A 26,445-nucleotide genomic window follows, 5' to 3' on the forward strand; every position below is an offset into this window, starting at 1 on the left:
AGCGAATAAAGATGAAAAAATTTTCAGTTGTTATTGCAGGTGGCGGAAGCACATTTACACCAGGTATTGTGAGAATGTTGGTGGATAATCTTGAACGATTTCCATTAGAAAGGCTTTACTTATATGACAATGATCAAGCGCGTCAAGCCATTCTTGGTGAAGCGATTGATATCATGCTAAAAGAAGAAGCACCAGAAATTGAATTTGCTTATACAGATGATCCAAAGCTTGCCTTTACTGGTATGGATTTCTGTATGGCCCATATTCGGGTTGGGAAATATGCTATGCGTGAATTAGATGAGAAAATACCGTTAAAACACGATATAGTGGGGCAAGAAACCTGTGGACCAGGCGGTATGGCTTACGGAATGCGCTCTATTGGTGGCATGATGGACTTGATTGATTTGATGGAAGAATATGCACCGGATTGCTGGATGTTGAACTATTCAAATCCTGCATCAATCGTTGCTGAGGCTTGTAGAGTATTACGTCCAACGTCTAAAGTATTGAATATCTGTGATATGCCCGTGGGTACATTACGCCGGATGTCACAAATCTTAGGGATGACACCAGATGACCTTGAAGTCGATTACTTTGGTTTAAACCACTTTGGTTGGTGGACTTCTATTCGCGGTAAGGATGGTACTGACTACACCGAAAAAGTAAAAGCTTATGTTAAGGAGAATGGCTATCTTAATCAAGTGGAGATTGATACCCAGCATACAGATCCTTCTTGGCAAGAAACGCACAAAAAAGCTAAAGATTTATTTGCTGTTGAACCACGCTTCTTGCCAAATACCTATTTACAATACTACTTATTCCCAGAGGATATGGTGGCCCACGCCAATAAAGATTATACTCGTGCTAATGAGGTAATGGATGGCCGTGAGAAAGAAGTATTTGATACAGCAAGAAATATTATTAGAAATGGTACAGCAAAAGAAAATAATTTCCATATCGATAGTCACGCTTCCTTTATTGTAGATTTAGCACGTGCAATTGCTTTTAATACGCATGAAAGAATGATTATGATTGTTGAAAATAACGGGGCAATTGCCAACTTCCCTGATGATGCAATGGTTGAAGTACCGTGTATTATCGGTAGTAAGGGGCCAGAGGCAATCACCCAAGGGAAAATTCCACAATTTGAACAAGCTTTAATGTTCCAACAATTAACATCTGAGAAGTTATTAGTGGAAGGGTTTATTGAAGGTAGCTATCAAAAGGTTTGGCAAGCTTATACATTATCAAGAACAATTCCGACAGCTACTAAAGCGCGTGAAGTATTAGATGACTTAATTCAAGCAAATGGCGAATTTTGGCCGGAATTAAAATAGGAGTCATGTATGAAGATAACAGTGATAGGATTAGGTAAAATGGGTTTAGCCTTAGCTAAACAATTAATGAAACAAGGACAGCATATTAACGGATTCGACTTGAATCCGTTAATTGTTGACCAATTAGAAACCGATAAGTGTCAGCTATTAACTGATTTAAGAGTTTTGGCGGATACTGCAGACAAGAATGTAGTATTTTCTTTACTGCCTTCTGGTGAACCAACCAAATCTACTATGAAAACTTTAAAAGATATCCTACGCCCGGGTGATGTGGTTGTTGATTTCTCAAATTCTTTTTATAAGGATTCTTTGGATAATTTTGCGCTATTTGAAGAAAAAGCTATCCTATATTATGATTGCGGGATTTCAGGTGGGGTTGAGGGTGCTTTACACGGAGCTTGCATGATGGTAGGTGGGCCAGACCCATTGGATCAGCAAGTGGATGATGTATTGAAGGGGCTTTGTGTACCTGGTGGTTATCGCTTTTATCCTGAGCCGGGTAGTGGCCATTATTTAAAGATGGTTCATAACGGTATTGAATATGGGATGATGCAGGCAATTGCTGAGGGACTTCATTTACTGAAAGCGCAAAGTCATTATGCCTTTAAATTGGATGATGTAGTTGGTAACTGGTCTAGAGGCTCTATTATTGAATCAGCTTTATTAGACAATATTTACGATGAGTTGAATCAAGATACTTTATTAGGCAATTTCCAACATAAAGTTGCTGCTTCAGGTGAGGCGAAATGGATGGTTAATGAAGCCTTAACTGAGGAAGTCCCAACACCTGTCATCGCCTTATCATTGATGAACCGGAATGCGAGTCTACATGAAGTTTCTTTCTCAAATCAAGTGATTTCAGCAATGCGTTATCGATTTGGGGGGCATAAAGAATATTGATGACTTATACCGCGAGTATTGATGTTGGCACAACGAATACTAAAATCAATCTATTTAACCGTGATGATCAATTAATCGATACGTTTAAAGCTGGTTATCAGAGAACAAATAAGCAGAACGATTTACATGAAATGGATTTTGAAGAAATTTGGCAAATTGTAACAGATGGCTTAAGAGGTTTAATCAACCTGTATGAAATAGAAGCGTTAGAAATTATCCTAACAACAGCTATGCATAGCGTTCAATTGTTGGATCAAGATTTTAATTTATTCGGACAAACGATTACTTGGGCAGATAAAAGAGGGCATGAGTTAATACCACAATTATCCAAAACAGAAAAAGAAAATGTTTATCAACGGACAGGGACACCGATACATTCGATGAATCCTTATATCAAGCTATTATCCATTTATCAACCGGATATGAAAATAGCTTCTATAAAAGATTTGTTATTCTACCGTTTAACAGGTGAATGGGCGATTGATTTAAGTAATGCTTCGAGTTCAGGCTTACTAAATTTGTCTAGTTTGGATTGGGATCAGGCATTATTAACACAGTTAGGTTTGAGTGTGGAAGATTTACCAAAGATTCAACCAGTCAATTATTCAGTGATGACTTTTCATAAATCCTTACAAATTCCTATAAAAGTCATTATCGGGACATCTGATGGTGTTTCTTCTAACTATATTTTTAATGATTTAGACCATCATGCTGTACTTTCCATAGGTACCAGTCATGCAGTACGTGTAGTGGCTGATTCACCATCAACCAATGCTAACTTAAATAATTTTTCATATGCCATAGATGCTCACCACTATCTTATTGGTTTAGCGAGTAATAATGGGGCAGATATTTTAGCTTGGGCTTGTGATATCTTCAAAACTGATTTTAATGAATTAAATGAAATTTGTATAAATAGACCTGCTGACCAAGCAATATTTATCCCCTATATTAACGGGGAACGAGCGCCCATTTGGCAGGATTATGCGACAGCAAGTCTATTAAATTTAACTAGAAATGCTAGTCGAGAATCCATTTTATATGCCATTATCTTAGGCATGGTGTTCAATATAAAGGTAAATGTAACGCATTTAGGAGACTTAGTTGCCTTTGATAAAATTGGTTTAGTGGGCGGTGTAACGCAGATGACGGGTTTAACCCAGTTAATCGCCGATGTTTTGAATAAGGATTTATATATTCCACAAATTGAAAATGCTGAAACTGTGGGCACAATACATTTAGTGCACGATGTGTTATCCAAGGGAAAATATAAAGTGATACAGCCCGATGTGGAAGCGACAAAAATATTAGCACCACTATTTGCGCAATATTTACAACAAGTCAACTAACTCACTCCCTCTGTCTCATTTCGGTTACGTTAGTGATTATGCTAAAATATAGTCATCATATGAGTAAAGGGGTTTAATAATGAAGTTAATTTCATGGAATATTGATTCTTTAAATGCAGCCTTAACTGGTGCGTCTCCGCGTGCAGAATTATCACGTGCGGTTTTAAAGATGATTCGTGAACATCAACCAGATGTGATTGCGATTCAAGAAACGAAATTATCTGCGAAGGGGCCTACGAAAAAGCACCTTGAGATATTGGAAGCGAATGTACCAGATTATGAGATTCAGTGGGTGTCTAGTGTGGAGCCTGCCCGTAAAGGGTATGCTGGTACCATGTTCTTATACAAGAAAGAATACACGCCAGAAGTCACTTTCCCGCAAATTGGGGCACCAACGACGATGGATTACGAAGGTCGGATGATTACATTAGAATTTCCTAATTTCTATGTAACCAATGTTTATACACCTAATGCAGGCTCTGCTCTGGCACGTTTAGAAGACCGCCAAGCTTGGGACGTTCAGTATGCAAACTATTTAGCGCACTTGGATGCTAAGAAACCAGTGATAGCTTGTGGTGACTTTAATGTCGCCCATACGGAAATTGACTTGGCACACCCCAAAAATAATCATTTTTCTGCTGGTTTCACTGATGAAGAACGTGCTGGCTTTACCAACCTATTAAACCGCGGTTTCACAGATACTTTCCGTCATATTCATGGCGACGTTGAAGGTGTTTATACTTGGTGGGCACAACGAGTGAAAACAAGTAAAATCAATAATTCAGGATGGCGCATTGATTACTGGTTGGTGAGTGACCGAATTGCAGACAAAGTGCAAAAATCTGAAATGCTAGACTCTGGTACGCGTCAAGATCATACACCAATTTTGTTAGAAATTGATATCTAGTTAAAGAAGATAATCACTCATAAGGCTGGGCTAATGGTAGCTCAGCTTTTTTAATTTACACTTATCCGTGTACAGCGTTTGATTCTATTCTTTAACGCCTTTTTGAATTTTCCGTATCTTTTTTTGTGTATTTTTACCAGCGATTTTCTTTAATTTCTCTTGACCAAAAACATAATAGAGAATATTGGCGAAAAGTTGGTACATACTATCTAGCTGGCCAAAGTCTAGATATGCTTTAATGGGTTGATAGGCAGATTCGCTGACCATAAATTGTTGATTGTCAAGTGTATCCTCATCCGCTTGATTGCTTAATGATTGATGATGAGTGAAGTGGTTGAACTGACTATAAAAAGCCATTTGATTAAAGAATCGTAAGTGTTGTTGGCGGAAGGTAGTATAAAAACCTATTTTTTCTCTTAAATATTTATTTTTTAGATTGATTTTATATTTTAAGTGGTTGTCTACTTCAATCCAGGTATCCTTCTTGCACTGGGCGTCTGCATAGTAGACTTGAATATTATGTAAGGCCAGGATGTGATTGATCTCCTTTTTGTCATCAAAGCGTTGGAAGGCAAATTTTCCAAGGGTAACCGGTAACCGCTTATTACTATCCAGAATATCCGCGTGTGTTTGGTTGAAATAAGTCGCCGGGAAGGCGTATTGGTCATGCCAAGCTTTCAAGAGTGACATGGTGTCTAGGTGACTAATGCCAAAGGATTGGTCGGTGAAAAGAATAATTGTCTTAAACGGTAGTTTGAATGTCGATACATTGTAGAGGAGGGACATGTTTTGAAGCAGTTGATTGAAGTGACGGGGATTGCCAGTGATGGCTTTTTCGATGAGGATGTTGAGATGGTCTTGCCAAATGAATTTTTCTGGGACTGTTTCAAGATTACTGTTATCTATGCGCATGTTCTACCACCTTTATACTTTTTGTTATCTTATTTATAACATTGTATTTATTTTTATGAAACCAAATAATTGAAAGGACTTGAAAATAGATTGTTTTATATTGAATAAGTGATAATTTGACGGGAATTAGCCGTTTTGATTCAATGTTTTTATCTTTTAGGTGATAATTGCAATCAAAAATACCAGGCAATCAGCGTGGCGCGGGCTTGCCTTTTTCCGAGTATTAAACGTATTTTAAGTTACCTGCAGGTGATGACAAGATACTTTAGGCTCGTTTAGGGGAGGAAATTGCTTTTATGTTTGATCAATATCAGTATCCGGAGTTGTTGGACCAATATCATGGCGTGATTGTACATGTCTTAAAACGGTATCATGTGGATGTGTATAAGTCTTATTATGATGATATTTACCAGTTAGCTCAGATTGCTTTATATCAAGCAGCGGAAGACTTTGATGGGGACCCGCTAAGTGAGGCTGACCGTTACCGGTTTGTAGCTTATGTGAAGCGGGTGATGGCTTGGCGGGTGTTGGATGAATTGCGTAAGCATACACGTTTGGGTGGTCAGGAATTTTCAACAACGGATGAATGGGTATTTGAGGCTGGTTTGGGCGCGGGGCATCCGATTGAAATAACGGCTGATATTCAGCATTTCTTAGCTGAGGCGGCGAAAATATTACAGCATCGTGATTTAGACTTTCTATACCAGGTGATTGCTTGTCAGGGCAAGACCAAGTTATTACTTGAAATTTACCCGATTTCTCGCCAAGCGATTTACAATAAGAAGCGCAATTTGATGGACAAACTACAATCTATTCGCCATTTGTTGGTGGGTTAGGAGACAAGATGAAATCAACAACATTTAAAGAATATAAAGGCCTTTTAATTGCATTTGGACATGGAAATGGAGACCCAGGCGCCGTATCTGGGCAATTTACTGAGGCAGAAATGGTGCGGAAGTTAAAGTCCTATATTGAAAAATGGGCTAAAGCAGCTGGCATCAAAGTGGCTTTCTATATGGACAATCTTTACCAACATGCAACAGATATGAAGACCTATGCGGATTGGGTGGTGGTTGAAGTACATATGGATGCGGCGGCTAAACCACAAAAAGGTGGCCATATAATCATTCATTCGGACTATGTGACAGATGCCATAGATGATAACTTGATTGCGATGATTCAAAAGCATTTTGGCTTAGTCACTAGAAACGGTTTAGGCTTATCAAAAAGAGGCGACTTGTTGAATTGTAACAATGCACGCCGTTGGGGAATTAATTACCGGTTACTAGAATTATTTTTCCTAGCAGATGCAACTGACCGACACTATTATTTAGCTAATTTAGACTTAGTGGCTAAAAATATGGTGGAAGCTGTAGTCGGCTTCCAAATTGCTGATGATAAAGTATGCCAGTGTACGCGCTAGCTAGGGTCACTGTGTCATAGCGATGTGTGAAAGACCTAAAATTACTTCAATGTGTATATAAGAAAAGCCATCGTGGTTGGGGATGAACCCTTACCGCGATGGCTTTTTTGCCTTTTGTATAAGTCTATAATCTATTGATTTTCTTCAGGGATAATCCAAAACTCTGTGCCAATTTCTTCGTTACGGTCAAGAACTGCTTGGTTGAAATCGTCTGATTGGTAAATAGCTTTAATATCTTCTACCCAAGCTTGGTCCATTTTATCTGCAGTGGTAATAGCTTCAAGTAGTAAACCTTCGATTGGTTGTTCTGTGACTAAACGAGAGTCTAAGTCCATACCTGCATCATAAGCAATTGATCCAGCAACTAAGGCATAAGAAACGTCTTGAATTGCGGGTGGGATAGCGGCACCTTGCATTTCGACAATTTCAATACCTACATGATTTTCTTCGATATCGTCAACGGTAACTTTGGCTGGTTCAACGTCTGGATCTAATGTAATCCACCCAAGGTCTTGCATCAATAATAAACCACGCATCATGGAAACTGTACCATTACCGAAAGCGATGGTATCACCTTCTGCAACATCATCAAGACTGTCTTTTTGCCCCGGATAAATAGCTGCCGGTACGGTTGGGATACGGACAATTTGTTGAAAGCTAGCGTCCAGAGTATCATTGTAACTTTCAGTGTTCAACCGGTTACCGTCAACATTGATATCCGCTTCACCCTCATCAACAGCAATCATGGCTTGTCGTAGTTCGGAAAACTGAATTTCTTCAACGGTGTAGCCCTGTTGTTCTAATCTGGGGGCCACTTCTTCCATAAATAGAATAGAATAGGGGCCAGGTGAGGTGGCCACTTTGATGGTTTGTGTATCTTCCGTCTGCTTTCCGCAAGCAGCGACCACCAAAGTGATTAAAGCCAGTCCAATATAACGCAAATATTTTTTCATTTTTCTACCTCCCAAAGGTGTTTTATTCATCCACTTAAACTTATCACAGATTGTCATGAATTGAGATACAATATGCTTGTGTAGGGTTACTGCTTGTGGTTGATTTACTGATAGAGAGTTGTTTTATTTCAAATTTTGTAAAAGTAATTGAACAGTTTATTCTATTTCTACATATGTTAAAATAAGGTTATTGAAATCAGTAAGAGGAGTGACAAAATGACTTTAGGGATAGGTATTTTAGATTTTATACCTCGGGATAAAAATACCTCGGTATTAGAGTCCTTTGAGCAGTCAATAGAACTAGCTAAACTGGCGGATGAAAAGGGTTTGGACCGGTACTGGCTAACAGAACACCACTCAACGCCAGCTGTCTTATCATCAACGCCACAGTTATTATTAGCCCGTTTCGGTGCAGCAACAAAGCAGATTAAGTTGGGTACGGGGGCGGTGATTATCAATAATTCTACTCCTTATCAAATTGCAGAAAACTATATGGTGCTTGAAGCCATGTATCCTGGACGTGTTGAAGCAGGTGTTGGCCATTCTATGCCAAAAGAAATTACCCGTCAGGAAACATTAGGGATGCAGATTAACCGTGGACTAGATTATGAAAAGACGATTTCACAAATTGCAGGTTTACTTTATGATGATCTAGCAACTGAAGATGAGATGCATGGGCTACGTGTAATGCCTACTTATTTTGACGGCGTGACGCCACTTTATACTATGCTAGGTTCACGCCGTAACGCGCAGTTTATTGCGGAGAAAGGTTTAGGAATGGTATTCGGTTTATTCTTCTCAGGAGATTTGGCAGAATGTATTGAAACAATCAAGATTTATAGAAAACACTTCAAACCTTCTAAAGGGATGGCAAAACCTTCAGTATTCATCGCCCTTTATGCAGTGACTTCTACAAAGCGCAATCTGAAGGAAGTATTAAACTATGCCTTAAATGATTGGATAGATGCACTAGAAGATGACAAACGTGCTTATTTAGAATTGATGGAAGTGTCTGAAGCAAGAGATTTTGTCACAACTATTGATCCGGATGAAATAGATAGACATGCGTCTAAAAAAGTATACGGCACACCTAAACAAGTGGAAATGCAGTTGCGCCGTTTGAAAGAAGAAACCGACGCAGATGGGTTCTTAATTGCCAATCATTTATCTGGGTTTGCGAATCGCCGTGCGTTAATTGAAATCTTGAGCCAGGTCAATATTTAAAGGTCAAAACGCTAATGATCTTAATAATAAGGTGAATTTAATGGAAGAAGCCTGGTTTAACCGGGTTTCTTTCCTTATAACTAGCTACTTTTATGGAAAGGGGGATTATGATGGCACGAACTTTATCCGATTCAGTGACAGTTTTGAAAGGTGTTGGCGCAAAAAAAGCGGCATTATTAGAAAAGGTTGGGATTTCAAGGGTTGAAGATTTACTTTACCATTTTCCTTTCCGCTACGAAGATGTGTCTGTAAAATCGGCCGGTGAATTAATGGATAATACCAAAGCTTCAGTAAAAGGCGTGATAGTGACGGAACCCGTTGTACAATATTTTGGGCGCAACCGTAACCGTTTGACGTTTCGCTTAGCTATGGACCATGAGGTATTGCAGGTTATCTTCTTTAACCAGCCTTACTTAAAAAAGAATATTCAGGTCAACCAAGAAATTGTTGTTTATGGGAAATTTGAAGCGGCTAAACAGCAAATTGTAGGGATTAAACTGTTCTCCAACCACCAAGATGAGGAGAATGGTGATAATGATTTTGAAGCGATTTACCATTTAACTCAAGGCTTGTCGACTAAATCGTTAACGGACTTAATCAAACAAGCGATTGATTTATATGGAGACCTAGTTGTGGAATTATTGCCCGAAGCTTTGCGGGAAAAATACCAACTCATGCCGCATAAGTTAGCCATCCAGCAAATTCATTTTCCAGATAGTGAAGAAAATAACCGGCAAGCACGTCGGCAATTGAAATACCAAGAACTCTTCTTGTACGCCTTGAAATTACAATGGCGCAAATTACAACAACGCCGCATTGCCAATGGTGCTCAAATACTTTATGATAACGACCATCTTCGTGACTTTATCCAGACGATTTCCTTTGAATTGACAGCTGGCCAAAAGGCTGTAGTCAATGAAATTTGTGCGGATTTACGGCAACCCTTCCAGATGAACCGCCTCCTTCAAGGAGATGTTGGGTCTGGGAAGACGGTAGTAGCTATGATTTGCTTAGTGGCAACGATTGATGCGGGTTTTCAAGGTGCTATGATGGTACCAACTGAAATTTTAGCTGACCAACATTATGCCTCCATTTCAGGATTCTTTGAAAAAACGGATTACAAAGTAGCTTTACTGACGGGGTCGACGAAAACTAAAGCTCGGCGGGAAATTTTAGCCGATTTGGTAAACGGGGACATTGACCTTTTAATTGGGACGCATGCCTTGATTCAAGATGATGTGAAATTCGCTGACTTAGGGATGGTTGTGATTGATGAACAGCACCGGTTTGGGGTTAACCAACGGTCTAAATTAGTGGCAAAAGGCGAATTCAAAGCGCCCAATGTCCTGTATATGACTGCAACGCCAATCCCGCGTACATTGGAGATTACGATGATGGGGGATATGGACGTTTCTAAATTAAAGGAAATGCCTTCAGGACGAATTCCGATTGAAACATCATGGGTCCGTCATAACCGACAAGCCCAAGTGGATGAACAAATTTGGCGAGAAGTGAGAAAAGGCCGACAAGTTTATATTATTTGCCCTTTAATCGGTGAATCAGAAGCCCTAGAAGCGCAAAATGCTGAGCATATATATGAAACTTATGCCGCTCAATTTGGTGGGCAATTCTCAGTAGGTTTATTGCACGGGCAAATGAGTGCGGATGAAAAAGACCAAGTCATGGAAGCCTTTAAGAAGAATGATATTCAAATACTCGTGTCAACAACGGTGATTGAAGTAGGGGTTAATGTGCCAAATGCGACTTATATGGTGATTCTAGATGCTGACCGGTTTGGCTTAGCACAGCTCCATCAGTTAAGAGGACGGGTGGGACGTGGTGAGCATGCATCATACTGTGTTTTAGTAGCTGATCCAAGAACAGATAACGGGAAACAGCGGATGAATATCATGGTTGAATCGACAGATGGTTTTTACCTTAGCCAGCAAGACTTAGAATTACGTGGTGCCGGTGATTACTTTGGTACCCGTCAGTCTGGTCTACCAGAATTTAAGGTGGCTGACCCAATTGAAGATGGTGTCATTTTAGAAGTGGCTCGTGAAGACGCCATTCAATTTATGCCTTACTTTGAAGGCCATTTAAATGAATTCACTGAATTAGCCGAATGGCTTGACCAGCAAGTGACAACAATCAACGCTTAGGATTATTGGTGCAATGAACTACAACGCCATTAAAATGGCGTGTTTCTAGGAACACTCATGACTTGTTCCACTTATTTCAAAGCAAAACAGCGGTCTAAGCTATTTAACTAAGGCCCGTTCCAGGCCAATATTTAATATATTTTTAGCTGCGTTGATATCTCTATCGTGATGCATATTACACTTCATACAAGTCCAATGACGTATATTTAACGCTTTTTTACCGCTATCATAACCGCAATTAGAACATTTTTGGGATGTCTTGTACGGATTAATAGCTACAAATGTCTTATCGTACATTTCGCACTTTGCCTCTAAGATTGTTCTAAACATCCGCCAGGATTGGCCAGCGATTGAACGGGCTAATTGATGATTTTTCATCATATTAGTCGTCTTTAAATCCTCTAGAACGATAACGTCATAACTTTTAACCATATCGGTTGTGATTTTATGAATGTAATCCTTACGGATGTTTTTGATACGTTGATGAATACGGGCCACTTGGCGTTTGGCTTGCTGGTAGTTTTTCGCATCCACTAAAGCTACACCGTTCTTTTTGGCTTGTAAACGTCTACGGGCCATTCGCTTTTCCCAATAATGTAATTGCTTCTTATAAGACAAATGTAGTCGCTGACTTTGATATTTTTGACCATCAGACGTAATAGCTAAATCACTTACACCTAAATCGACACCGACTACATTTCCTGTTTTGGGCATTGCTTGATTATCGCTTGTGACCAAAAGGGAGATATAGTAGTCCCCACTAGGTGTATATTTAACGGTGACAGATTTTATGCGTTCATTCTCAATATGAAACACACTTGACTTACATTTTATCCAACCTAATTTAGGTAATTTGATATACCGTTGATTGTCATTAAAACGAATGTTGTTGCCACGTATGGTACTTAAATACGACTGTCTGGTGTTCTTCTTTGATTTGAATTTTGGGTATTTTGAATAGCCTTTAAAAAAACGGACAAAAGTTTCGGATAAGCGTTTAACACTACATTGAACAGCTACGCTATCAACTTCACGCAACCAGGGATATTCCTTCTTCATTTGTGGAATAAGAGAGGATAACGCATTATAAGATAGCATTTGAAGGTCAGGATTGTTTTCGTACCGCGCATTCAACATGGCCAACATTTCGTTCCAGATGAATCGGGTATGACCAAAGGTCATATGAATTAACTGACGCTGTTTTTCGTTAGGATAGATTTTACACTCAATTCCTTGATACATGTTTTCACCCCCCTTGCGTTTATAGATATATTATACCATACGTGTGACTGTTGTTTACAGCGATAACAATTGCTATAATATAATTAAATAGGTGTTTACATATGATAGTGAAAACAAGGACAAATGTCTATGATTTTAATTTCCATTTGGTTTGGGTAACAAAGTATCGTAAAGAAATATTTACAACCATTGAAAAACAAAATGCCATGCAAGATATATTGACGCATATTTGTGATGAACACGATATTGTCATCCAATCGCTCCAAGTTATGCCTGACCATATCCATATGTTGATTTCGTTCAACCCTACACATGCCGCAAGTAGTATCGTCAAAACACTTAAAGGAAAAATCTGCACGTCTATGGTTCAAAGCATATCCAGAAACAAAGACAATGTTATGGGGTGGCCATTTATGGACACCTAGTTATTTCATGTCAACAGTAGGCAGTATGTCTAAAGAAACTGTTAAAAAGTATATAGAAAATCAATTAACGGAATACAATGACGGTCGCCCTAGAACTTGATTCATCCATGTAATGAATTACACGGTTTTCTCAAGGGGCGACTTTAAATAAAAATTTAGGCAAAATAAAGACAATCAGGGCCAAGGTGGTGTAAGTTTTCAAGCTGAAATCCTTTTTCCCTTATAGGCTACAAGTGGCTCTGGGTATGATATAATAAGAGCAGCTTTTTGAATTTATTGAATGTAGAAAGTAGGCATAGAAATGAGAATTGCAGTAGATGCAATGGGTGGCGATAACGCGCCTAAAGAAATCGTCTTGGGTGGCTTAAAAGCTGCAGCTGAACGTAAAGACGTCACCATCATATTTTATGGAGATGAAGATGCGATCAAAGCAGAAATTGAAGGGTCTACACCTAAAAACGTGGAAATTGTTCACGCAGCAGATAAGATATTATCTGAAGATGACCCAGTAAGAGCTGTACGTACAAAACGTGAATCATCTATGGTGATGGCAGCGCGGGCAGTACGAAACGGTGAAGCAGATGCCTTGATTTCAGCTGGTAACACAGGCGCCTTATTAACAGCAGGCCTACTAGTGGTCGGCCGGATGAAAGGTGTTGAGCGTCCAGCCTTAATGGCAGCTCTACCAAACTTAGCCAATATTGGGGACTCAGTATTATTAATAGACTGTGGTGCCAATGCGGAATCAAAAGCGTCATATTTAAATCAATATGCAGTCATGGCAACAGCCTATGCCCGTGCAGTCTTGAAAAAAGCTGCACCTTCAGTTGGTTTATTAAATAACGGTACTGAAGACAATAAAGGGAATGATTTGACGAAAGAAGCCTTTGGTTTATTAAATGCCAATGATCAGATTCACTTCACTGGTAATATCGAATCTCGTGAAATTTTAAACGGGGTAGCAGATATTGTCGTAGCCGATGGATTTACTGGAAATGCCGTATTAAAATCAGTGGAAGGAACAGCAGCTGCTGTAATGAAATTGGTTAAAAATGCGATTATGGATGGTGGGATTGGCTCTAAACTTGGTGGTTTACTAATCAAAGGGTCATTAAAAGATACGATGACTAAAATTGATTTAGACCAAGCAGGCGGCGGTATTTTATTTGGTGTTAAAGCACCAGTATTAAAAGCACATGGTTCTTCAAATGCGACCAGTGTCTTCCATACAATTTTACAAGCAGCGACAATTGTAGATGCAGGTATTATTGAGGAATTGGCCACAACATTTGAAAAAGAAATGGCTGCTAAGAAGGCAGAATAAATTTACTAAAAGTGGGGCTAGCTTGACCTAGTTTCCCCCTTTTCAAAAAATAAAAGGTTTTAGTTGATGTGTAAGTTAGGATTTTATTTAGGAGGATTTTCATGGCAGAGAATACAACTTTTGAACAAGTAGCGGCTTTAATTGTGGAACGTTTCGGTGTAGAGGCTTCTAGTGTGACGCCTGAGATGTCGTTTACGGACGATTTGGGTGCTGATTCCTTGGATGTTGTGGAATTGGTAATGGAATTGGAAGATAATTTCGGCATCCAGATTTCTGATGATGATGTTGAAGAAATTAAAACTGTTGCGGATATTGTGAAGTATATCGATAGCCATAAGTAGGTTTATGATTCGATGTTTGAGGAGGCTGGCAGTTGGTTGTCCAGCCTTATTTTATTGAAAATAAAGAAGGAGGAATTTTCATGGATTTGTCAGGTGTGAAGGCTTTATTGGCTGAACAGTTTGATTTGGAATTACAAGATGAAACGCATTATATTGAGGCGTTTACCCATTCTTCGTATGTGAATGAAAACCAAAAGCTAGCTTTAGAGGATAATGAGCGGATTGAATTTTTAGGGGATGCGGTTTTAGAGTTAGTGGTATCTAATTATTTATACCGAAATTATCCCGAGATGGATGAGGGACGGATGTCGTCTTTACGTGCTTTAATTGTTCGCGAGGAGTCATTGGCTAAACGTTGTGTTGAGTGTGGTTTTGACCAGTTTGTACGTTTGGGTAATGGTGAGGAAGCGAGTAATGGTCGCAAGCGCCCGTCTTTATTATGTGATTTATTTGAGTCGGTTCTAGGTGCGATTTATCTTGATCTTGGGTTAGATGCGATAGAGCATTTGATGTCCCTAACCATTTATCCTAAGATCAAGAATGGTGATTTTACACGTTTATCTGATGCGAAAACGGCCTTACAGGAAGAGTTACAAAAAGAAGGTGCGATCCAATTGGCCTATGAACTTGAAAATGAATCTGGTCCAGCCCATAGTAAAGAATTTCATGTGGCAGTTCGTTTATATGATGAAATCATTGGACGAGGTGTGGGCCATTCTAAGAAGGCAGCGGAACAAGCTGCGGCGGCCAATGCCTTAGAAATGTTGAAGAAATAGTAGGAGAAAGGAATTAGCCTGTGTACCTAAAAACAGTTGAAATGGTCGGCTTTAAGAGTTTTGCGGATAAGACGACAATCGAATTTGATAATGGGTTTACAGCTATTGTAGGACCAAACGGCTCAGGGAAGTCGAACATTACAGAGGCCATTAAGTGGGTTCTGGGGGAGCAATCTGCCAAGTCCTTGCGTGGATCTAAGATGTCTGACGTGATTTTTGCAGGTGCTGAAGACCGCCGTAAGGGACAGTACGCCCAAGTAACCCTCACTTTTGACAACAGCGACCGCGCCTTGAATTTTGAAACAGATGAAGTGGCTGTTTCACGTCGTTATACAGCTTCCGGGGATTCTGAATATATGATTAACCGTCGTCCCTGCCGTTTACGTGACATCACCGAATTAATGATGGATACGGGAATTGGACGGGATTCTTTCTCCATTATTTCACAAGGTAAAGTAGAACAGATTTTCACCCAGAAGCCAGAGGATAGAAGAGGTATTTTTGAAGAAGCTGCTGGTGTTATGAAGTACAAGTCACGTAAGCATGAAGCTGAACGGAAGTTGAAGCATACTGAGGAGAACTTGCACCGGATTTATGATATTTTATCTGAACTTGCTGACCGGATTGAGCCCTTGGAAGAACAGAAGAATGCAGCTTTACGTTATAAAGCATCAAAGGCAGAATTGTCGGACATTGAGATTGCATTAACGGCAGTTCAGATTGAAACCTTGAATGAACAATGGCAAGTAGCCAAGAATGATATCTTAGCTTACGGTGAGGATATTCATAACCGTCGAGCTGCTTTAACTAAAACACAAGCTTCGCTTACGGATTATAAAGGTAAAGCGAATGAAGCAGATGCGTCTGTTAATCAAATGCAAGAGCAATATGTTGATTTGGTGAAAAATGCGGAGCAATTACAAGCTAAAATTCAGGTTCACCATCAAAAAGTCCTTTTCAAGGAAAATAACCAAGCCAGCCAAGCTGAGAATCTTGATAGTTTGAAGGCTGCGGTAAAAGACTTTAAAGCTTCCATTATCCAATTAAAAGCCCAATTAGGGGATATGGAAAAAGATATCGCAGAAAAAACGACTAACCGCGATAGTTTACTGTCTGCGCTTGAAGACCTGTCAGATGACTCTGAAGCAGCAGTTCAAGCTAAACGGACCGAATATATTACAGCCTTACAAAAACAGTCCAGTCTACAAAATGACTTGAGTCAGCTGGAAAAAGATATGGCGAATGAAGTCGCCTCAGTTGAAAAAAACCAGTCTGAGCGAACAGCTAAAGAAACTACTTTAGCTGAATTGAAAGATCAACTCGCAAAGGCTGAAGCGGAGAAAGCACGTTTGGGTCAAGAGATTGAAGCTTTACTAGGGCAATATCAATCTAAAGAGCAAGCGGTCAAAGCCAAGCAAGATGAAGCTTACCGAGCTAATCAAGAAATGAACCAAGCGAATCAACGGCTAATGCAGGCTACTGCCCGTAAAGAGTCGTTAGAAGATTTGGACCGCGATCATGCTGGTTTCTACCAGGGGGTTAAGGCAGCTTTAGACCTATCAGATAAAATTCAGGGTGTCCACGGGGCAGTTGCCCAATTGCTCCGCGTACCAGATACTTATACTGGGGCCGTTGAAACAGCACTTGCTGGCGCCATGCAAAATATTGTGACAGAAAATGGCCAGGTAGCCAGTCAATTAATTGGCGAATTGAAACGGCAACGGGCAGGGCGGGCAACTTTCCTACCCCTTGATGTGATTAAAGGCCGGTCAGTAAATCCCAGTGACTTGAATAAAATTCAGTCAATGCCTGGATTTATCGGTGTGATGGTTGATTTGGTTGACTTTGATAGCCAATACCAACAAATTATGGCCAATTTAATGGGGAATGTCATTGTCGCTGATAATCTTGATAATGCCCGTGCGATTGCTAAAGCACTGTATTCTCGCTACCGGATTGTGACCCTTGAATCAGATGTGATTAACGCTGGCGGGTCAATGACTGGTGGGGCAACGAAACGTAATAACAATGCTGGTTTATTGTCCCGGAAAACGGATATCGATCATTTAAGTCAGGAAATCAAGACCTTGACTGCAACCGTCACCAACTTGCAAGAAGAGATGCACCAAGCGTCACAAGTATCTGAAAAGATGGTGAAAGAGCTTGAAACAGTCAAAGCACAAGGTGATGAGGCACGCTTTAGTGAACGGACTTTAACGAGTCAAATTGACCAGTTAACCGGGCAAATTGCTGATTTAACTGAGGCTTTAAAAACTGGTGAAAGCCTGCAAGCTTCTGCTGCAAAAACAAAGGCAAAACAAGAAAAAGCCAAAGCGAAGTTAGAGGCGGATTTAAAAGTTGTTGACGATCAAGTCAACCAATTGAAAAATGTAATTGAGGATATGAACTTGTCCGCTACTGATAAGGCTGAAAAGCGGCGGCAATTACAAGGGCAATTGCAGGCTGCTGAAACAGATTTAGCGGTCTTAAAATCGCAACACACTCAAGTTGAAAGTCAATTAGCAGGTCAAGAAGCTGAATTAAAAGCAAAAGAAAATCAGGTAAGCCAAGTGGAAGCCGAACTTAAGTTGATGCGGGAAGCTATTTTATCCAATTCTGAAACTTCTGGCACCTTGGAAGCTGACTATCAAGCAGCTGTGAAAGCACAAAAAGACTGTGAAGCTCAATTAAAAGCGGTCCGAAAAATCCGCAATGAGGCGCAGAATAAGGCCGATGCCCTAGACCAAGAAGTTCAAGAGATGAATACTCATCTCCAAGACTTGCTTGAAAAACAAGCTAAGGTGGAGGCGACAGCTTCTCGATATGAAGTGTCGATTGATAACCATTTAACCCACCTTCGGGAAGAATATGGTTTGACATTTGAACGGGCAAGAGCGACGTCAGAATTAACCATGTCTATGGAATCAGCATCCTTAAAAGTTCGTCAGTTGAAAAAAGAAATTGAACAAATTGGACCAGTTAATTTAGCAGCCATTGATGAGTTTGAAGAAGTAAATCAACGGTTTACCTTTATGCAAAAGCAACGAGATGACGTGTTGGCTGCCAAAGAAAAACTCTATCAAACAATTTCTGAGATGGATGAAGAGGTAGCTGAACGGTTTGAACAAGCCTTTATTGCTATCCGGGATGCCTTTGAAGATATCTTTCCTAAATTGTTTGGTGGAGGTCGGGCAAGTTTGAAATTGACGAGGCCGGATAATCTGTTAGAATCAGGAATTGATATTGAAGCTCAACCGCCAGGGAAACGGCTTCAACACTTGTCCTTATTATCAGGTGGGGAGAAAGCCTTAACAGCAATCGCCTTATTATTCGCCATTTTAGATGTTAAAACAGTGCCTTTCTCTATCTTGGATGAGGTGGAAGCAGCCCTTGATGAAGCCAATGTAGCTCGTTACGGTCGGTTTTTACGTGAATTTGCGGATAAGACGCAATTTATTGTGATTACCCACCGTAAGGGGACAATGGAATCAGCTAATATCTTGTATGGGGTGACCATGCAGGATTCTGGTGTGTCTAAATTGGCGGCTGTTCGTTTAGAAGAATTTGATGAGAAATTACTAGAATCATCAAATTAAAGAGGATTTAGTCGTTTTTCATGGGGAAATGTGTCAAAATGTAGGTAATGTAGAAAATATTGAACAGAAATATGAGGGCATTATGATTGAATTAATTGCAATTGATTTAGATGGTACTTTACTACGAAATGATAAGACGATTAGTGAGGGTAACCGTGAAATGATTCGCAAGGCGATAGATAATGGTGTGGATGTTGCGATTTGTACTGGTCGACCACTTGAAGCAATCCAAAATTTCTTGGATACTTTAGCAACCAATACGGCGGATCATTATTCTATCACCTATAACGGCGGGTTAGTTATTCAAAATAAGACTGGTAAGGTGGCTAGCCAAGTGACCATGTCTATGGCGGATGCTAAACGGTTATATGACGTGATGGCGTCTCTAGAATTACCACTTGAAGCAGTATTGATTGACGCAGTTTACCAATTCCCATTCCCTGAAAACCATCCAGGTCTTTATCAACAAACAATGAATTTCTTACCATTCAAACAATTTGATATGGACAATTTAGATCCAGAAACGGCAATTTTTAAAGTGGTGATAAATACAGAAACAGACCATTTAATGCGTATGATTGATCAAATTCCAAACTGGGTATATGAAGATTTCGAAGTGATGCGTAGCCATCCTTTCCAATTAGAAATCATGCCTAAAGGGATTGATAAAGGAACTGGTGTGAGTCATCTAGCCGATATTTTAGAATTAACTAAAGACCAAGTGATGGTAATTGGTGACGAGGAGAATGACTTAGCTATGCTTAAGTGGGCAGGTACATCTGTGGTGATGGAAAATGGTCGCCCAGATGTAAAAGCGTTCGCAGATTATATCACAGATTCTAATGAAAATGACGGGGTTGCTAAAGCAATTGACCATTTTGTTTTCTTTGAAACAGATAATTAATAGTTATAATAACTATTTTAAATTTCTAAAATTGTAAGTAAGCCGTAGGCTTTCACTACTTCTAGCATTGCCTTAAATGCAGTGGGACCGGAATTAGCCAAAGTCTAATTCCTTGTCTGACGATTCTGAGAGTAAGGCATAAATGCCAACTCTCTGATATGGGTCAGTCATCCTTTTTCACTGCTAAGGCATGCTAGGATAGTTCCAGCCTTATGTTGAACACGACTGACACTATTTAATACAAGAAGTAGTCAGTACAATAAATTTAAAATTTGTATCATAATGTCAACTTTATCAAATGGCATTTGGTTCTTGAAAATCTGTTTCAATTGTTTTCCATGGATAATATTTTAAAAGTATTCTGGTCGATTATTTTATAATATAGAGTAGGTTCGTTGATATATTACTTGACCTATAGTTTTATGATTACACACGAGATTTTATTTTAGTAAAGGAGTGATACGATGGGATTATTTGACCGTATTAAACGCGCGTTTACGGGTGAGGATGAGATTGTTGAGCAACAGCGTCAATCTGAATCACCTAGTCAAGAGCAGATTGTCTTTGAAAAGTACGATAAGGGTGTTGAGAAGACACGACGTTCTTTCTCTGACCGTATGAATGAATTGTTTGCTGGTTTCCGCCAAGTGGATGATGAATTTTTTGATGATTTAGAAGAAACTTTCATTTCTTCTGATGTTGGTTTTGACATGACACTTGCCTTATCTGACGCAGTACGTGAGGAAGTACAACGTCGCGGTGCTATTTCAGGTGAACAAGTAAAAGATGTCATCATTGAGAAAATGGTGGAGATTTACGACAAAGGTGGCGAGCCGAATGTTGAAATCAATGAAAATCCAGATGGTCCAACAGTTGTTCTATTTGTTGGGGTGAACGGTGTCGGCAAAACGACTACCATTGGGAAAATGGCTTACCAATTAAAACAAGATGGTAAAAAAGTCTTGCTTGCTGCAGGGGATACGTTCCGTGCGGGTGCGATTGAACAATTAGAAGAATGGGCACGCCGTATTGATGTACCAATCGTGACTGGTAAGGCGCAAGGAGATCCAGCTTCTGTGGCTTTTGACGCTGCTAAAACTGCGCGTGAAGGTGGTTATGACTACTTATTAGTAGATACAGCTGGACGACTACAAACTAAAATTAATCTAATGAATGAATTAGATAAAATGAAACGTATCTTAACGAGAGAATTGCCTGGTTCGCCTCATGAAATATTATTGGTACTCGATGCAACAACAGGACAAAATGCCTTAGTCCAAGCTAAAGAGTTTGATAAGACTGTAGATATCGATGGTATTGTCTTAACCAAACTTGATGGAACTGCCAAGGGTGGCGTGATTTTTGCGATTCGCTATGAGATGGATATTCCCGTTAAATTTATCGGACTTGGTGAAAAAGTCGATGACCTGCAAGTATTTGATGCAGAGAAATTCATTTACCAATTAATTAAAGAGGTTGTAGAAGTTTAATTTGAATAGATAGCAATAGACTAACTTAAGCCATAGATGAATGGTCAAGTTAGTCTATTTTTTTGAATATAGAATAAAGAATTGAATTTTGGTTAATCGTATTTCTGGTCACTATTGCCGGTTGCGATGTTAATTTAAGGCATTTTCCCTATCCAATCACTTTGAAGTGTTACTTTTAGACAAATCTCTATGCTATTTGTGAAATTTATCCATAAAAAACTTGCCTGGAATGAGAATAGGCCTGTTTGTATTGAAGAAAAAAATTAAGCTGTGGCGCTAAAGTGAATTGATGTACTGAAAATTGTTGGGTTGTATTTTCAGTACACCTCTGTTATAGCGATTTCAGCTTTGTTATCGGTCGTTATTTTTACCTTTCTCAACCAGATTGTTGCTTGTCTCGGATAGTATCAATCGCAAGAATAATCGCGAGGACAATAATGGGGTCTACTTGAGTATCATCAATCGTCATTTCAAACGTATCTGACCAAGATAGCATTTTTGCTTTAACCTCCGCAATTGTCTGATTTTGTTCATCTTTGATGACGTAATTCCAACCTAAAAAGTCTCCTTGAATTGTCCATCCAATATCTTGAATGGCCATTTTGGTTTTAAATAAGGTCATCTTTTTTGGATAGTCGCCACGTAATCATCGCCTTGGTAAACCTTTAGCTGGGTTAAAAAGCGAAAAGGAGATTCTTTAACATAAGCCAGTTCCTCATTTGTTAGGGCATCATAAATCCGTAATTGGCGACCAACTGAAAATAATTTGCCAGATACACGAAACAGGGGTGTTTGATTGTGGTCGTAAATATTAAAATCCTGCTTCAACGAAAATAACTTTTGCTTCATTTACAAGCTGTCAGCTAATTCCTCCTAGGTATTGATACCCAGGAGGAATTAGCGAAATAGACTGCTCTTTTTGTTGATTTTACTAGGTTATCTTTTATGTTTCCTCTAAATAGAGGGTATAATGTATTTAAGAGAAAAGAGGTGATAAGATGCAGTTAACGAAAACAATTAAAGTGCAATTATACCCAAGTGCTAGTGATATTGAAAAGTTCGAAGAAACTCAACAACAGTTTTTAAACGCTTGTAATTTTGTTTCGACATATATCTTTGACCATGACTTTGAATTAGGTCAAACGACTTTGCACAACGCCTTGTATCATCAGATACGTCAGGATTTTGGGCTGCAATCGCAAATGGCCCAGTCCGTGATGCGTACGGTAATCGCGAGATATAAGACCGTGAAAACACAGTTTAAACAAAAACATAAGCGTTATAAAGATATCCATACAGGTAAATATCATACGCTATATAAAGACCTTTACCATTTAACGAAACCCCTAGGGTTTAAGCAACCAGTCGCTGTGTTCGTACGTAATCGTAACTACGCTTATCACCAAAACAATACCTATTCACTGACGACCAATCAAGGACGAATTAAAGTGTCTTGTGATAAGCAACATATCGATTATCTTCAACAATGTAGCCAGAATGCTTACAAGTTCGGTCAAGCTGAATTACTCTGTCGTAAGGGTAAGTGGTTCTTACACGTGTCCGCAAGTAAAGAGATAGACAGCCCAGATGAAACTAATATTCAACGTATTGTAGGCATTGACCGTGGTTTAAGACAGATACTAACTATTGCGGATGATACAGCTCATACTACCTTCTATTCGGGTAAAAGCTTGATGAAGAAAAGACGGCGTTTTAAGGAATTGCGCCAGTCCTTACAAGCGAAGAACACCAAATCAAGTCGTAGACGCCTTAAAACAATTGAAAGACGAGAGAACCGCTGGATGAATGATGTGAACCATCAATTATCAAAGACACTCGTTGACCGATACGGGGCCAATACCTTGTTTGTGGTGGAAGATCTTACGAACGTTACTTTTAACACGACTCACCACCGTAAGCAAGATGCACGGTATGAACACCATTCTTGGCGATTCTTCGATTTTGAAGAAAAGTTAATGTATAAAGCTTTAGAAAGTGGTTCGCAAGTTTTAAAAGTATCCGCACAATTTACGTCCCAACGTTGTCCGAAATGCGAATCAATTGATAGAGCTAATAGACAACAAGATAAGCACTTGTTTACTTGTCAAAATTGTGGGTATCAATCAAATGATGACCGTGTGGCAGCTATCAACATTCAAGAATTGGGTCACCGATATCTGTCGAGTGAGAAAAACCCGCGGTTTGAAAAAGTTGTGCCAATACAAAATTATTAAACGTAAAACAATATTCGGTAAGTGTCTACAGACCGCTTACTGATGGGGTGCCAGTCAACCATCCCTTAGTGTCTTTAAACGGTTGGAGATATTATATCGTTTGTACAACCACCATGTTTAGGACAAACTCTCTGTTTTAACAGAGAGTAGTTGATATACAATTTCATGTTTCCATCCCCTTACACTTCTTTTTTAAAATTATAACTTATAAAATTTAGAAAGAACAATATATGTACTAATTGGTTAGAAATCAGTATCTTTTCTATTTCTTTAATTTACGAACTTTGATATAATTGATTTGTGAAATATGGGTTTATTAACGTACAAAACTCGTAAAATTAAAGATTATATTCTGTTTTTATATGCACAAAGTGTTATTTGGATAAAAAATGAGAGAAAAATAAGTTGAGATTAGGGTAGATTAAAATTTGATGAAAATATATAATAGTGGTGACGATGTGAAGTCGTTCAAAATATGTAAACCAATAGATGGAGGAAATTAAATGACAACTGTTTATAATTTCTCAGCTGGTCCGGCAGTATTGCCCAAGGCTGTATTAGAACAAGCACAAGCGGAACTTTTAAATTACAACGGTACAGAAATGTCCGTGATGGAATTGAGTCACCGCTCATCCTCCTTCGTTGATATTATCGAACGAGCTGAACAACAACTACGCGATTTGATGCACATTCCTGATCACTATAAAGTTTTATTCTTACAAGGCGGTGCAACACAACAATTCACCATGGTACCAGCAAACCTTGCGAAAGGGCGAAAGGCTCAATATGTGAATACTGGTTCATGGGCTACAAAAGCCATTAAAGCAGCCGAAAATTTAGATAATGTGTCGGTTGATGTCATTGCATCTTCTAAAGCGGACGGTTTTACTTCTGTACCTGATTTTGCTATTGAAGTTGTTGATTCAGAAGCTGCTTACCTACACATCACAACTAACGAAACAATTGGTGGTGTTACATTCCATGATATCCCAGCTTTTGATGGCGTGACTTTAGTAGCGGATATGTCCTCTAATATTTTAGCGAATGACTATAAAGTAGAAGATTTCGGTTTAATTTATGCTGGTGCACAAAAGAACTTGGGACCTTCAGGGGTGACAATTGTTATTGTACGAGAAGATTTACTGAAAGAAGATAAATCTCTACCAGACTTCTTCTCTTATGCAACACAAGCAGATAAAGGTTCTATGATTAATACACCACCAACATTTGCGATTTATATGGTTGGTTTAGTATTAGAATGGGTAGCAGCACAAGGCGGACAAGAAGCCATGTATGCTAACGCTAAAGAACGTGCGAACTTATTATATGACTACATTGATCAATCTGACTTATTTGTAAATCATGTAAAAGTAGAAAACCGTTCATTAACCAATATACCATTCTTAACGAATGATCCTGAATTAGATAAGAAATTTATCGCTGAAGCGGATGCTGCTGGATTCAAACAATTAAAAGGCCACCGTTCAGTGGGTGGTATGCGCGCTAGTTTGTATAATGCTTTCCCATTAGAAGGGGTTAAAGCACTAGTAGCATTTATGAAATCATTTGAAGAGGAAAATAAATAGCCGATCAACAACTTAAATAGTCGGCTTACAGTGTAATGATGGTTATCAACCGACATGTAACCGGATGTTGTGCCCGCTTTAAAGTATGGAGGAATTATTGAACAAATGGAATTAAAAGATAAAGTTTATCAAATAACGACTTATAATGCGATTGCTGCTGAGGGTATGGAACGTTTCGAACGAGCGAAATATGCCATTAATGAAAATGATGATCCAGATGCATTGATTTTACGGTCAAAAAATCTGCATGATATGACATTTAATGATTCATTAAAAGCGATTGCGCGAGCTGGTGCGGGTACAAATAATATCCCAACTCAACGTGCTACTGAAGCAGGAATTGTTGTTTTCAACACCCCTGGTGCGAATGCGAATGCGGTTAAAGAGTTAGTGCTAGCTAACTTATTATTATCTGTTCGTCCTATTTTACAAGGACATGAATGGATACAAAATTACAAGTTTGGTCCAGATGATGATGTTGAAGCGATTGTTGAAGCAAACAAAAAACAATTTGCGGGTAATGAATTAGAAGGTAAGAAGTTAGGGGTTGTGGGCCTAGGGGCTATTGGTGCTATGATTGCTAACGATGCTTACCGTTTAGGGATTGAAGTGTATGGTTATGACCCATATGTGTCTGTGGATACTGCCTGGAGTATTTCTCGTCGTGTTAACCGTGTGATGGAATTAGATGACTTATTGAAAATCTGTGACTTTATTACAGTTCACGTACCTTTAATGGATTCAACGCGTGGTATGATTGGCGAACGTGAGTTGGCTATGATGAAAGAGGATGCGCAGTTATATAACTTCGCCCGTGGCCCTATTGTTGATAAGGACGCAGTCTTAAAAGCAGTCAACGAAAATCGTATTGGTGGCTATACAACAGATTTTGCGGATGCAGATTTATTGCACCATGAAAAAATTCGTGTGTTACCACATTTAGGTGCCTCTACTGAGGAAGCAGAAATTAATTGTGCCCGTATGGCAGCTGGAAACTTAAAACGCTTTTTACAGACAGGGGATATTGTAAATTCAGTGAACTTCCCATCTGTACAAATGAGCTTTAATTCACCAGTTCGTATCACCATTATCAACCGTAACATTCCAAACATGATTGGTAAGATTTCAACCTTTGTTGCGGAACAAGGCATGAATATCGCCAATATGGTGAACCGTGGTCGTGGTGACTTTGCTTATACAATAGTTGACTTAGAGGAATTAGATTATGAGAAAGTTGAGCGTTTAGTGGCAAAATTAGAAGAAATTCCAGATATTGTTCGTGTACGTGCAATTGAACATCCTGGTCAATTCTTTGAAGAAGTATAAGTCATCAAGTAAATCATATAGCTAAAACAAATTT

Annotated in this window: 21 protein-coding genes and 1 pseudogene; 18 read left to right on the forward strand and 4 right to left on the reverse strand. The window is 39.2% G+C overall.

Translation table 11 applies throughout. The features are described from left to right. Positions 1–11: 11 nt before the first annotated feature. The 4 genes from A6J77_RS06920 (at position 12) to A6J77_RS06935 (ending at position 4,493) form a co-directional block, all read left to right on the forward strand. Entirely contained in the window at positions 12–1,337 is a 1,326-nt protein-coding gene (locus A6J77_RS06920) for a 6-phospho-alpha-glucosidase (protein ID WP_083069403.1), read from the forward strand. Between the two features lie 9 nt (positions 1,338–1,346). Then, positions 1,347–2,237 carry an NADP-dependent phosphogluconate dehydrogenase gene (locus tag A6J77_RS06925; RefSeq protein WP_083069405.1) on the forward strand — a complete coding sequence of 297 codons (891 nt, stop codon included), beginning with the start codon at positions 1,347–1,349 and terminating at the stop codon, positions 2,235–2,237. Beyond that, positions 2,237–3,586 carry a gluconokinase gene (locus tag A6J77_RS06930; protein ID WP_083069407.1) on the forward strand — a complete coding sequence of 450 codons (1,350 nt, stop codon included), beginning with the start codon at positions 2,237–2,239 and terminating at the stop codon, positions 3,584–3,586. The genes A6J77_RS06925 and A6J77_RS06930 overlap by 1 nt, the downstream gene beginning before the upstream one ends. A gap of 79 nt (positions 3,587–3,665) precedes the next feature. After that, positions 3,666–4,493 carry an exodeoxyribonuclease III gene (locus tag A6J77_RS06935; protein WP_083069409.1) on the forward strand — a complete coding sequence of 276 codons (828 nt, stop codon included), beginning with the start codon at positions 3,666–3,668 and terminating at the stop codon, positions 4,491–4,493. Positions 4,494–4,577: 84 nt separating this feature from the next. Here the strand turns inward: A6J77_RS06935 and A6J77_RS06940 are convergent, their stop codons facing one another. Further along, positions 4,578–5,405 carry a hypothetical protein gene (locus A6J77_RS06940; RefSeq protein WP_083069411.1) on the reverse strand — a complete coding sequence of 276 codons (828 nt, stop codon included), beginning with the start codon at positions 5,403–5,405 and terminating at the stop codon, positions 4,578–4,580. A 296-nt stretch (positions 5,406–5,701) separates the two neighbouring features. On the opposite strand from A6J77_RS06940, the gene A6J77_RS06945 reads away from it, so the two are divergent. Then, a complete protein-coding gene (locus A6J77_RS06945) occupies positions 5,702–6,241 on the forward strand; it encodes a sigma-70 family RNA polymerase sigma factor (protein WP_083069413.1) in 540 nt (179 codons plus the stop codon). Positions 6,242–6,249: 8 nt separating this feature from the next. After that, complete coding sequence (locus A6J77_RS06950) at positions 6,250–6,828, forward strand: N-acetylmuramoyl-L-alanine amidase (RefSeq protein ID WP_083069415.1); 579 nt, start codon at positions 6,250–6,252, stop codon at positions 6,826–6,828. 131 nt (positions 6,829–6,959) lie between these two features. Here A6J77_RS06950 and A6J77_RS06955 read toward each other — a convergent pair whose 3' ends face one another. Then, positions 6,960–7,781 carry a MetQ/NlpA family ABC transporter substrate-binding protein gene (locus tag A6J77_RS06955; protein ID WP_227645141.1) on the reverse strand — a complete coding sequence of 274 codons (822 nt, stop codon included), beginning with the start codon at positions 7,779–7,781 and terminating at the stop codon, positions 6,960–6,962. Between the two features lie 216 nt (positions 7,782–7,997). Here A6J77_RS06955 and A6J77_RS06960 point away from each other — a divergent pair, with 216 nt between their 5' ends. Further along, positions 7,998–9,005: an MsnO8 family LLM class oxidoreductase gene (locus tag A6J77_RS06960; RefSeq protein ID WP_083069417.1), complete on the forward strand. Its 1,008-nt coding sequence runs from the start codon at positions 7,998–8,000 to the stop codon at positions 9,003–9,005. A gap of 110 nt (positions 9,006–9,115) precedes the next feature. After that, the gene (gene recG / locus A6J77_RS06965; RefSeq protein ID WP_083069419.1) at positions 9,116–11,167 is read left to right on the forward strand and encodes an ATP-dependent DNA helicase RecG; all 2,052 of its coding nucleotides are present in this window, start codon (positions 9,116–9,118) and stop codon (positions 11,165–11,167) included. Between the two features lie 99 nt (positions 11,168–11,266). Here the strand turns inward: recG and A6J77_RS06970 are convergent, their stop codons facing one another. Further along, positions 11,267–12,409, reverse strand: coding sequence for an RNA-guided endonuclease TnpB family protein (locus tag A6J77_RS06970; protein WP_083069421.1), 1,143 nt, complete (start codon positions 12,407–12,409; stop codon positions 11,267–11,269). Positions 12,410–12,510: 101 nt separating this feature from the next. Between A6J77_RS06970 and tnpA the strand changes: the two are divergent. The 7 genes and pseudogenes from tnpA to ftsY all read left to right on the forward strand — a co-directional run bounded on the left by tnpA (position 12,511) and on the right by ftsY (position 21,265). Continuing rightward, positions 12,511–12,934 (forward strand): annotated as a pseudogene (gene tnpA, locus A6J77_RS06975) (IS200/IS605 family transposase). Positions 12,935–13,135: 201 nt separating this feature from the next. Continuing rightward, on the forward strand, positions 13,136–14,158 hold the full coding sequence (plsX, locus tag A6J77_RS06980) for a phosphate acyltransferase PlsX (protein ID WP_083069423.1): 1,023 nt from the start codon (positions 13,136–13,138) through the stop codon (positions 14,156–14,158). Positions 14,159–14,259: 101 nt separating this feature from the next. Beyond that, positions 14,260–14,499, forward strand: a complete 240-nt coding sequence (gene acpP, locus A6J77_RS06985) for an acyl carrier protein (RefSeq protein ID WP_083069425.1) — start codon at positions 14,260–14,262, stop codon at positions 14,497–14,499. Positions 14,500–14,579: 80 nt separating this feature from the next. After that, the gene (rnc, locus tag A6J77_RS06990; protein WP_227645142.1) at positions 14,580–15,275 is read left to right on the forward strand and encodes a ribonuclease III; all 696 of its coding nucleotides are present in this window, start codon (positions 14,580–14,582) and stop codon (positions 15,273–15,275) included. Between the two features lie 20 nt (positions 15,276–15,295). Then, positions 15,296–18,871 (forward strand): chromosome segregation protein SMC, encoded by a 3,576-nt coding sequence (smc, locus tag A6J77_RS06995; protein WP_083069429.1) that lies wholly within the window; start codon positions 15,296–15,298, stop codon positions 18,869–18,871. Positions 18,872–18,953: 82 nt separating this feature from the next. Then, positions 18,954–19,775, forward strand: coding sequence for a Cof-type HAD-IIB family hydrolase (locus A6J77_RS07000; RefSeq protein ID WP_193756652.1), 822 nt, complete (start codon positions 18,954–18,956; stop codon positions 19,773–19,775). Between the two features lie 464 nt (positions 19,776–20,239). Further along, the gene (gene ftsY, locus A6J77_RS07005; RefSeq protein ID WP_083069433.1) at positions 20,240–21,265 is read left to right on the forward strand and encodes a signal recognition particle-docking protein FtsY; all 1,026 of its coding nucleotides are present in this window, start codon (positions 20,240–20,242) and stop codon (positions 21,263–21,265) included. A gap of 376 nt (positions 21,266–21,641) precedes the next feature. Here the strand turns inward: ftsY and A6J77_RS09430 are convergent, their stop codons facing one another. Then, entirely contained in the window at positions 21,642–21,887 is a 246-nt protein-coding gene (locus A6J77_RS09430) for an LURP-one-related family protein (RefSeq protein ID WP_227645143.1), read from the reverse strand. A 376-nt stretch (positions 21,888–22,263) separates the two neighbouring features. Between A6J77_RS09430 and A6J77_RS07015 the strand changes: the two genes are divergently transcribed. The 3 genes from A6J77_RS07015 (at position 22,264) to A6J77_RS07025 (ending at position 26,411) form a co-directional block, all read left to right on the forward strand. Next, positions 22,264–23,499, forward strand: a complete 1,236-nt coding sequence (locus A6J77_RS07015) for an RNA-guided endonuclease TnpB family protein (protein ID WP_083069435.1) — start codon at positions 22,264–22,266, stop codon at positions 23,497–23,499. A 503-nt stretch (positions 23,500–24,002) separates the two neighbouring features. Continuing rightward, complete coding sequence (gene serC / locus A6J77_RS07020; RefSeq protein WP_083069437.1) at positions 24,003–25,085, forward strand: 3-phosphoserine/phosphohydroxythreonine transaminase; 1,083 nt, start codon at positions 24,003–24,005, stop codon at positions 25,083–25,085. A 105-nt stretch (positions 25,086–25,190) separates the two neighbouring features. After that, the gene (locus A6J77_RS07025) at positions 25,191–26,411 is read left to right on the forward strand and encodes a phosphoglycerate dehydrogenase (RefSeq protein ID WP_083069439.1); all 1,221 of its coding nucleotides are present in this window, start codon (positions 25,191–25,193) and stop codon (positions 26,409–26,411) included. The last annotated feature ends 34 nt before the right edge of the window (positions 26,412–26,445 follow it).

Source organism: Aerococcus viridans, from assembly GCF_002083135.2.
GTDB classification, from domain to species: domain Bacteria; phylum Bacillota; class Bacilli; order Lactobacillales; family Aerococcaceae; genus Aerococcus; species Aerococcus viridans_C.

Excerpts from the sequence above, each read along its gene's own strand:
- A6J77_RS06920 (WP_083069403.1), top strand. The coding sequence starts at position 12 with ATGAAAAAATTTTCAGTTGTTATTGCAGGTGGCGGAAGCACATTTACA.
- A6J77_RS06925 (WP_083069405.1), top strand. The coding sequence starts at position 1,347 with ATGAAGATAACAGTGATAGGATTAGGTAAAATGGGTTTAGCCTTAGCT.
- A6J77_RS06930 (WP_083069407.1), top strand. The coding sequence starts at position 2,237 with ATGACTTATACCGCGAGTATTGATGTTGGCACAACGAATACTAAAATC.
- A6J77_RS06935 (WP_083069409.1), top strand. The coding sequence starts at position 3,666 with ATGAAGTTAATTTCATGGAATATTGATTCTTTAAATGCAGCCTTAACT.
- A6J77_RS06940 (WP_083069411.1), bottom strand. The coding sequence starts at position 5,405 with ATGCGCATAGATAACAGTAATCTTGAAACAGTCCCAGAAAAATTCATT.
- A6J77_RS06945 (WP_083069413.1), top strand. The coding sequence starts at position 5,702 with ATGTTTGATCAATATCAGTATCCGGAGTTGTTGGACCAATATCATGGC.
- A6J77_RS06950 (WP_083069415.1), top strand. The coding sequence starts at position 6,250 with ATGAAATCAACAACATTTAAAGAATATAAAGGCCTTTTAATTGCATTT.
- A6J77_RS06955 (WP_227645141.1), bottom strand. The coding sequence starts at position 7,781 with ATGAAAAAATATTTGCGTTATATTGGACTGGCTTTAATCACTTTGGTG.
- A6J77_RS06960 (WP_083069417.1), top strand. The coding sequence starts at position 7,998 with ATGACTTTAGGGATAGGTATTTTAGATTTTATACCTCGGGATAAAAAT.
- recG (WP_083069419.1), top strand. The coding sequence starts at position 9,116 with ATGGCACGAACTTTATCCGATTCAGTGACAGTTTTGAAAGGTGTTGGC.
- A6J77_RS06970 (WP_083069421.1), bottom strand. The coding sequence starts at position 12,409 with ATGTATCAAGGAATTGAGTGTAAAATCTATCCTAACGAAAAACAGCGT.
- plsX (WP_083069423.1), top strand. The coding sequence starts at position 13,136 with ATGAGAATTGCAGTAGATGCAATGGGTGGCGATAACGCGCCTAAAGAA.
- acpP (WP_083069425.1), top strand. The coding sequence starts at position 14,260 with ATGGCAGAGAATACAACTTTTGAACAAGTAGCGGCTTTAATTGTGGAA.
- rnc (WP_227645142.1), top strand. The coding sequence starts at position 14,580 with ATGGATTTGTCAGGTGTGAAGGCTTTATTGGCTGAACAGTTTGATTTG.
- A6J77_RS07000 (WP_193756652.1), top strand. The coding sequence starts at position 18,954 with ATGATTGAATTAATTGCAATTGATTTAGATGGTACTTTACTACGAAAT.
- ftsY (WP_083069433.1), top strand. The coding sequence starts at position 20,240 with ATGGGATTATTTGACCGTATTAAACGCGCGTTTACGGGTGAGGATGAG.
- A6J77_RS09430 (WP_227645143.1), bottom strand. The coding sequence starts at position 21,887 with ATGACCTTATTTAAAACCAAAATGGCCATTCAAGATATTGGATGGACA.
- A6J77_RS07015 (WP_083069435.1), top strand. The coding sequence starts at position 22,264 with ATGCAGTTAACGAAAACAATTAAAGTGCAATTATACCCAAGTGCTAGT.
- serC (WP_083069437.1), top strand. The coding sequence starts at position 24,003 with ATGACAACTGTTTATAATTTCTCAGCTGGTCCGGCAGTATTGCCCAAG.
- A6J77_RS07025 (WP_083069439.1), top strand. The coding sequence starts at position 25,191 with ATGGAATTAAAAGATAAAGTTTATCAAATAACGACTTATAATGCGATT.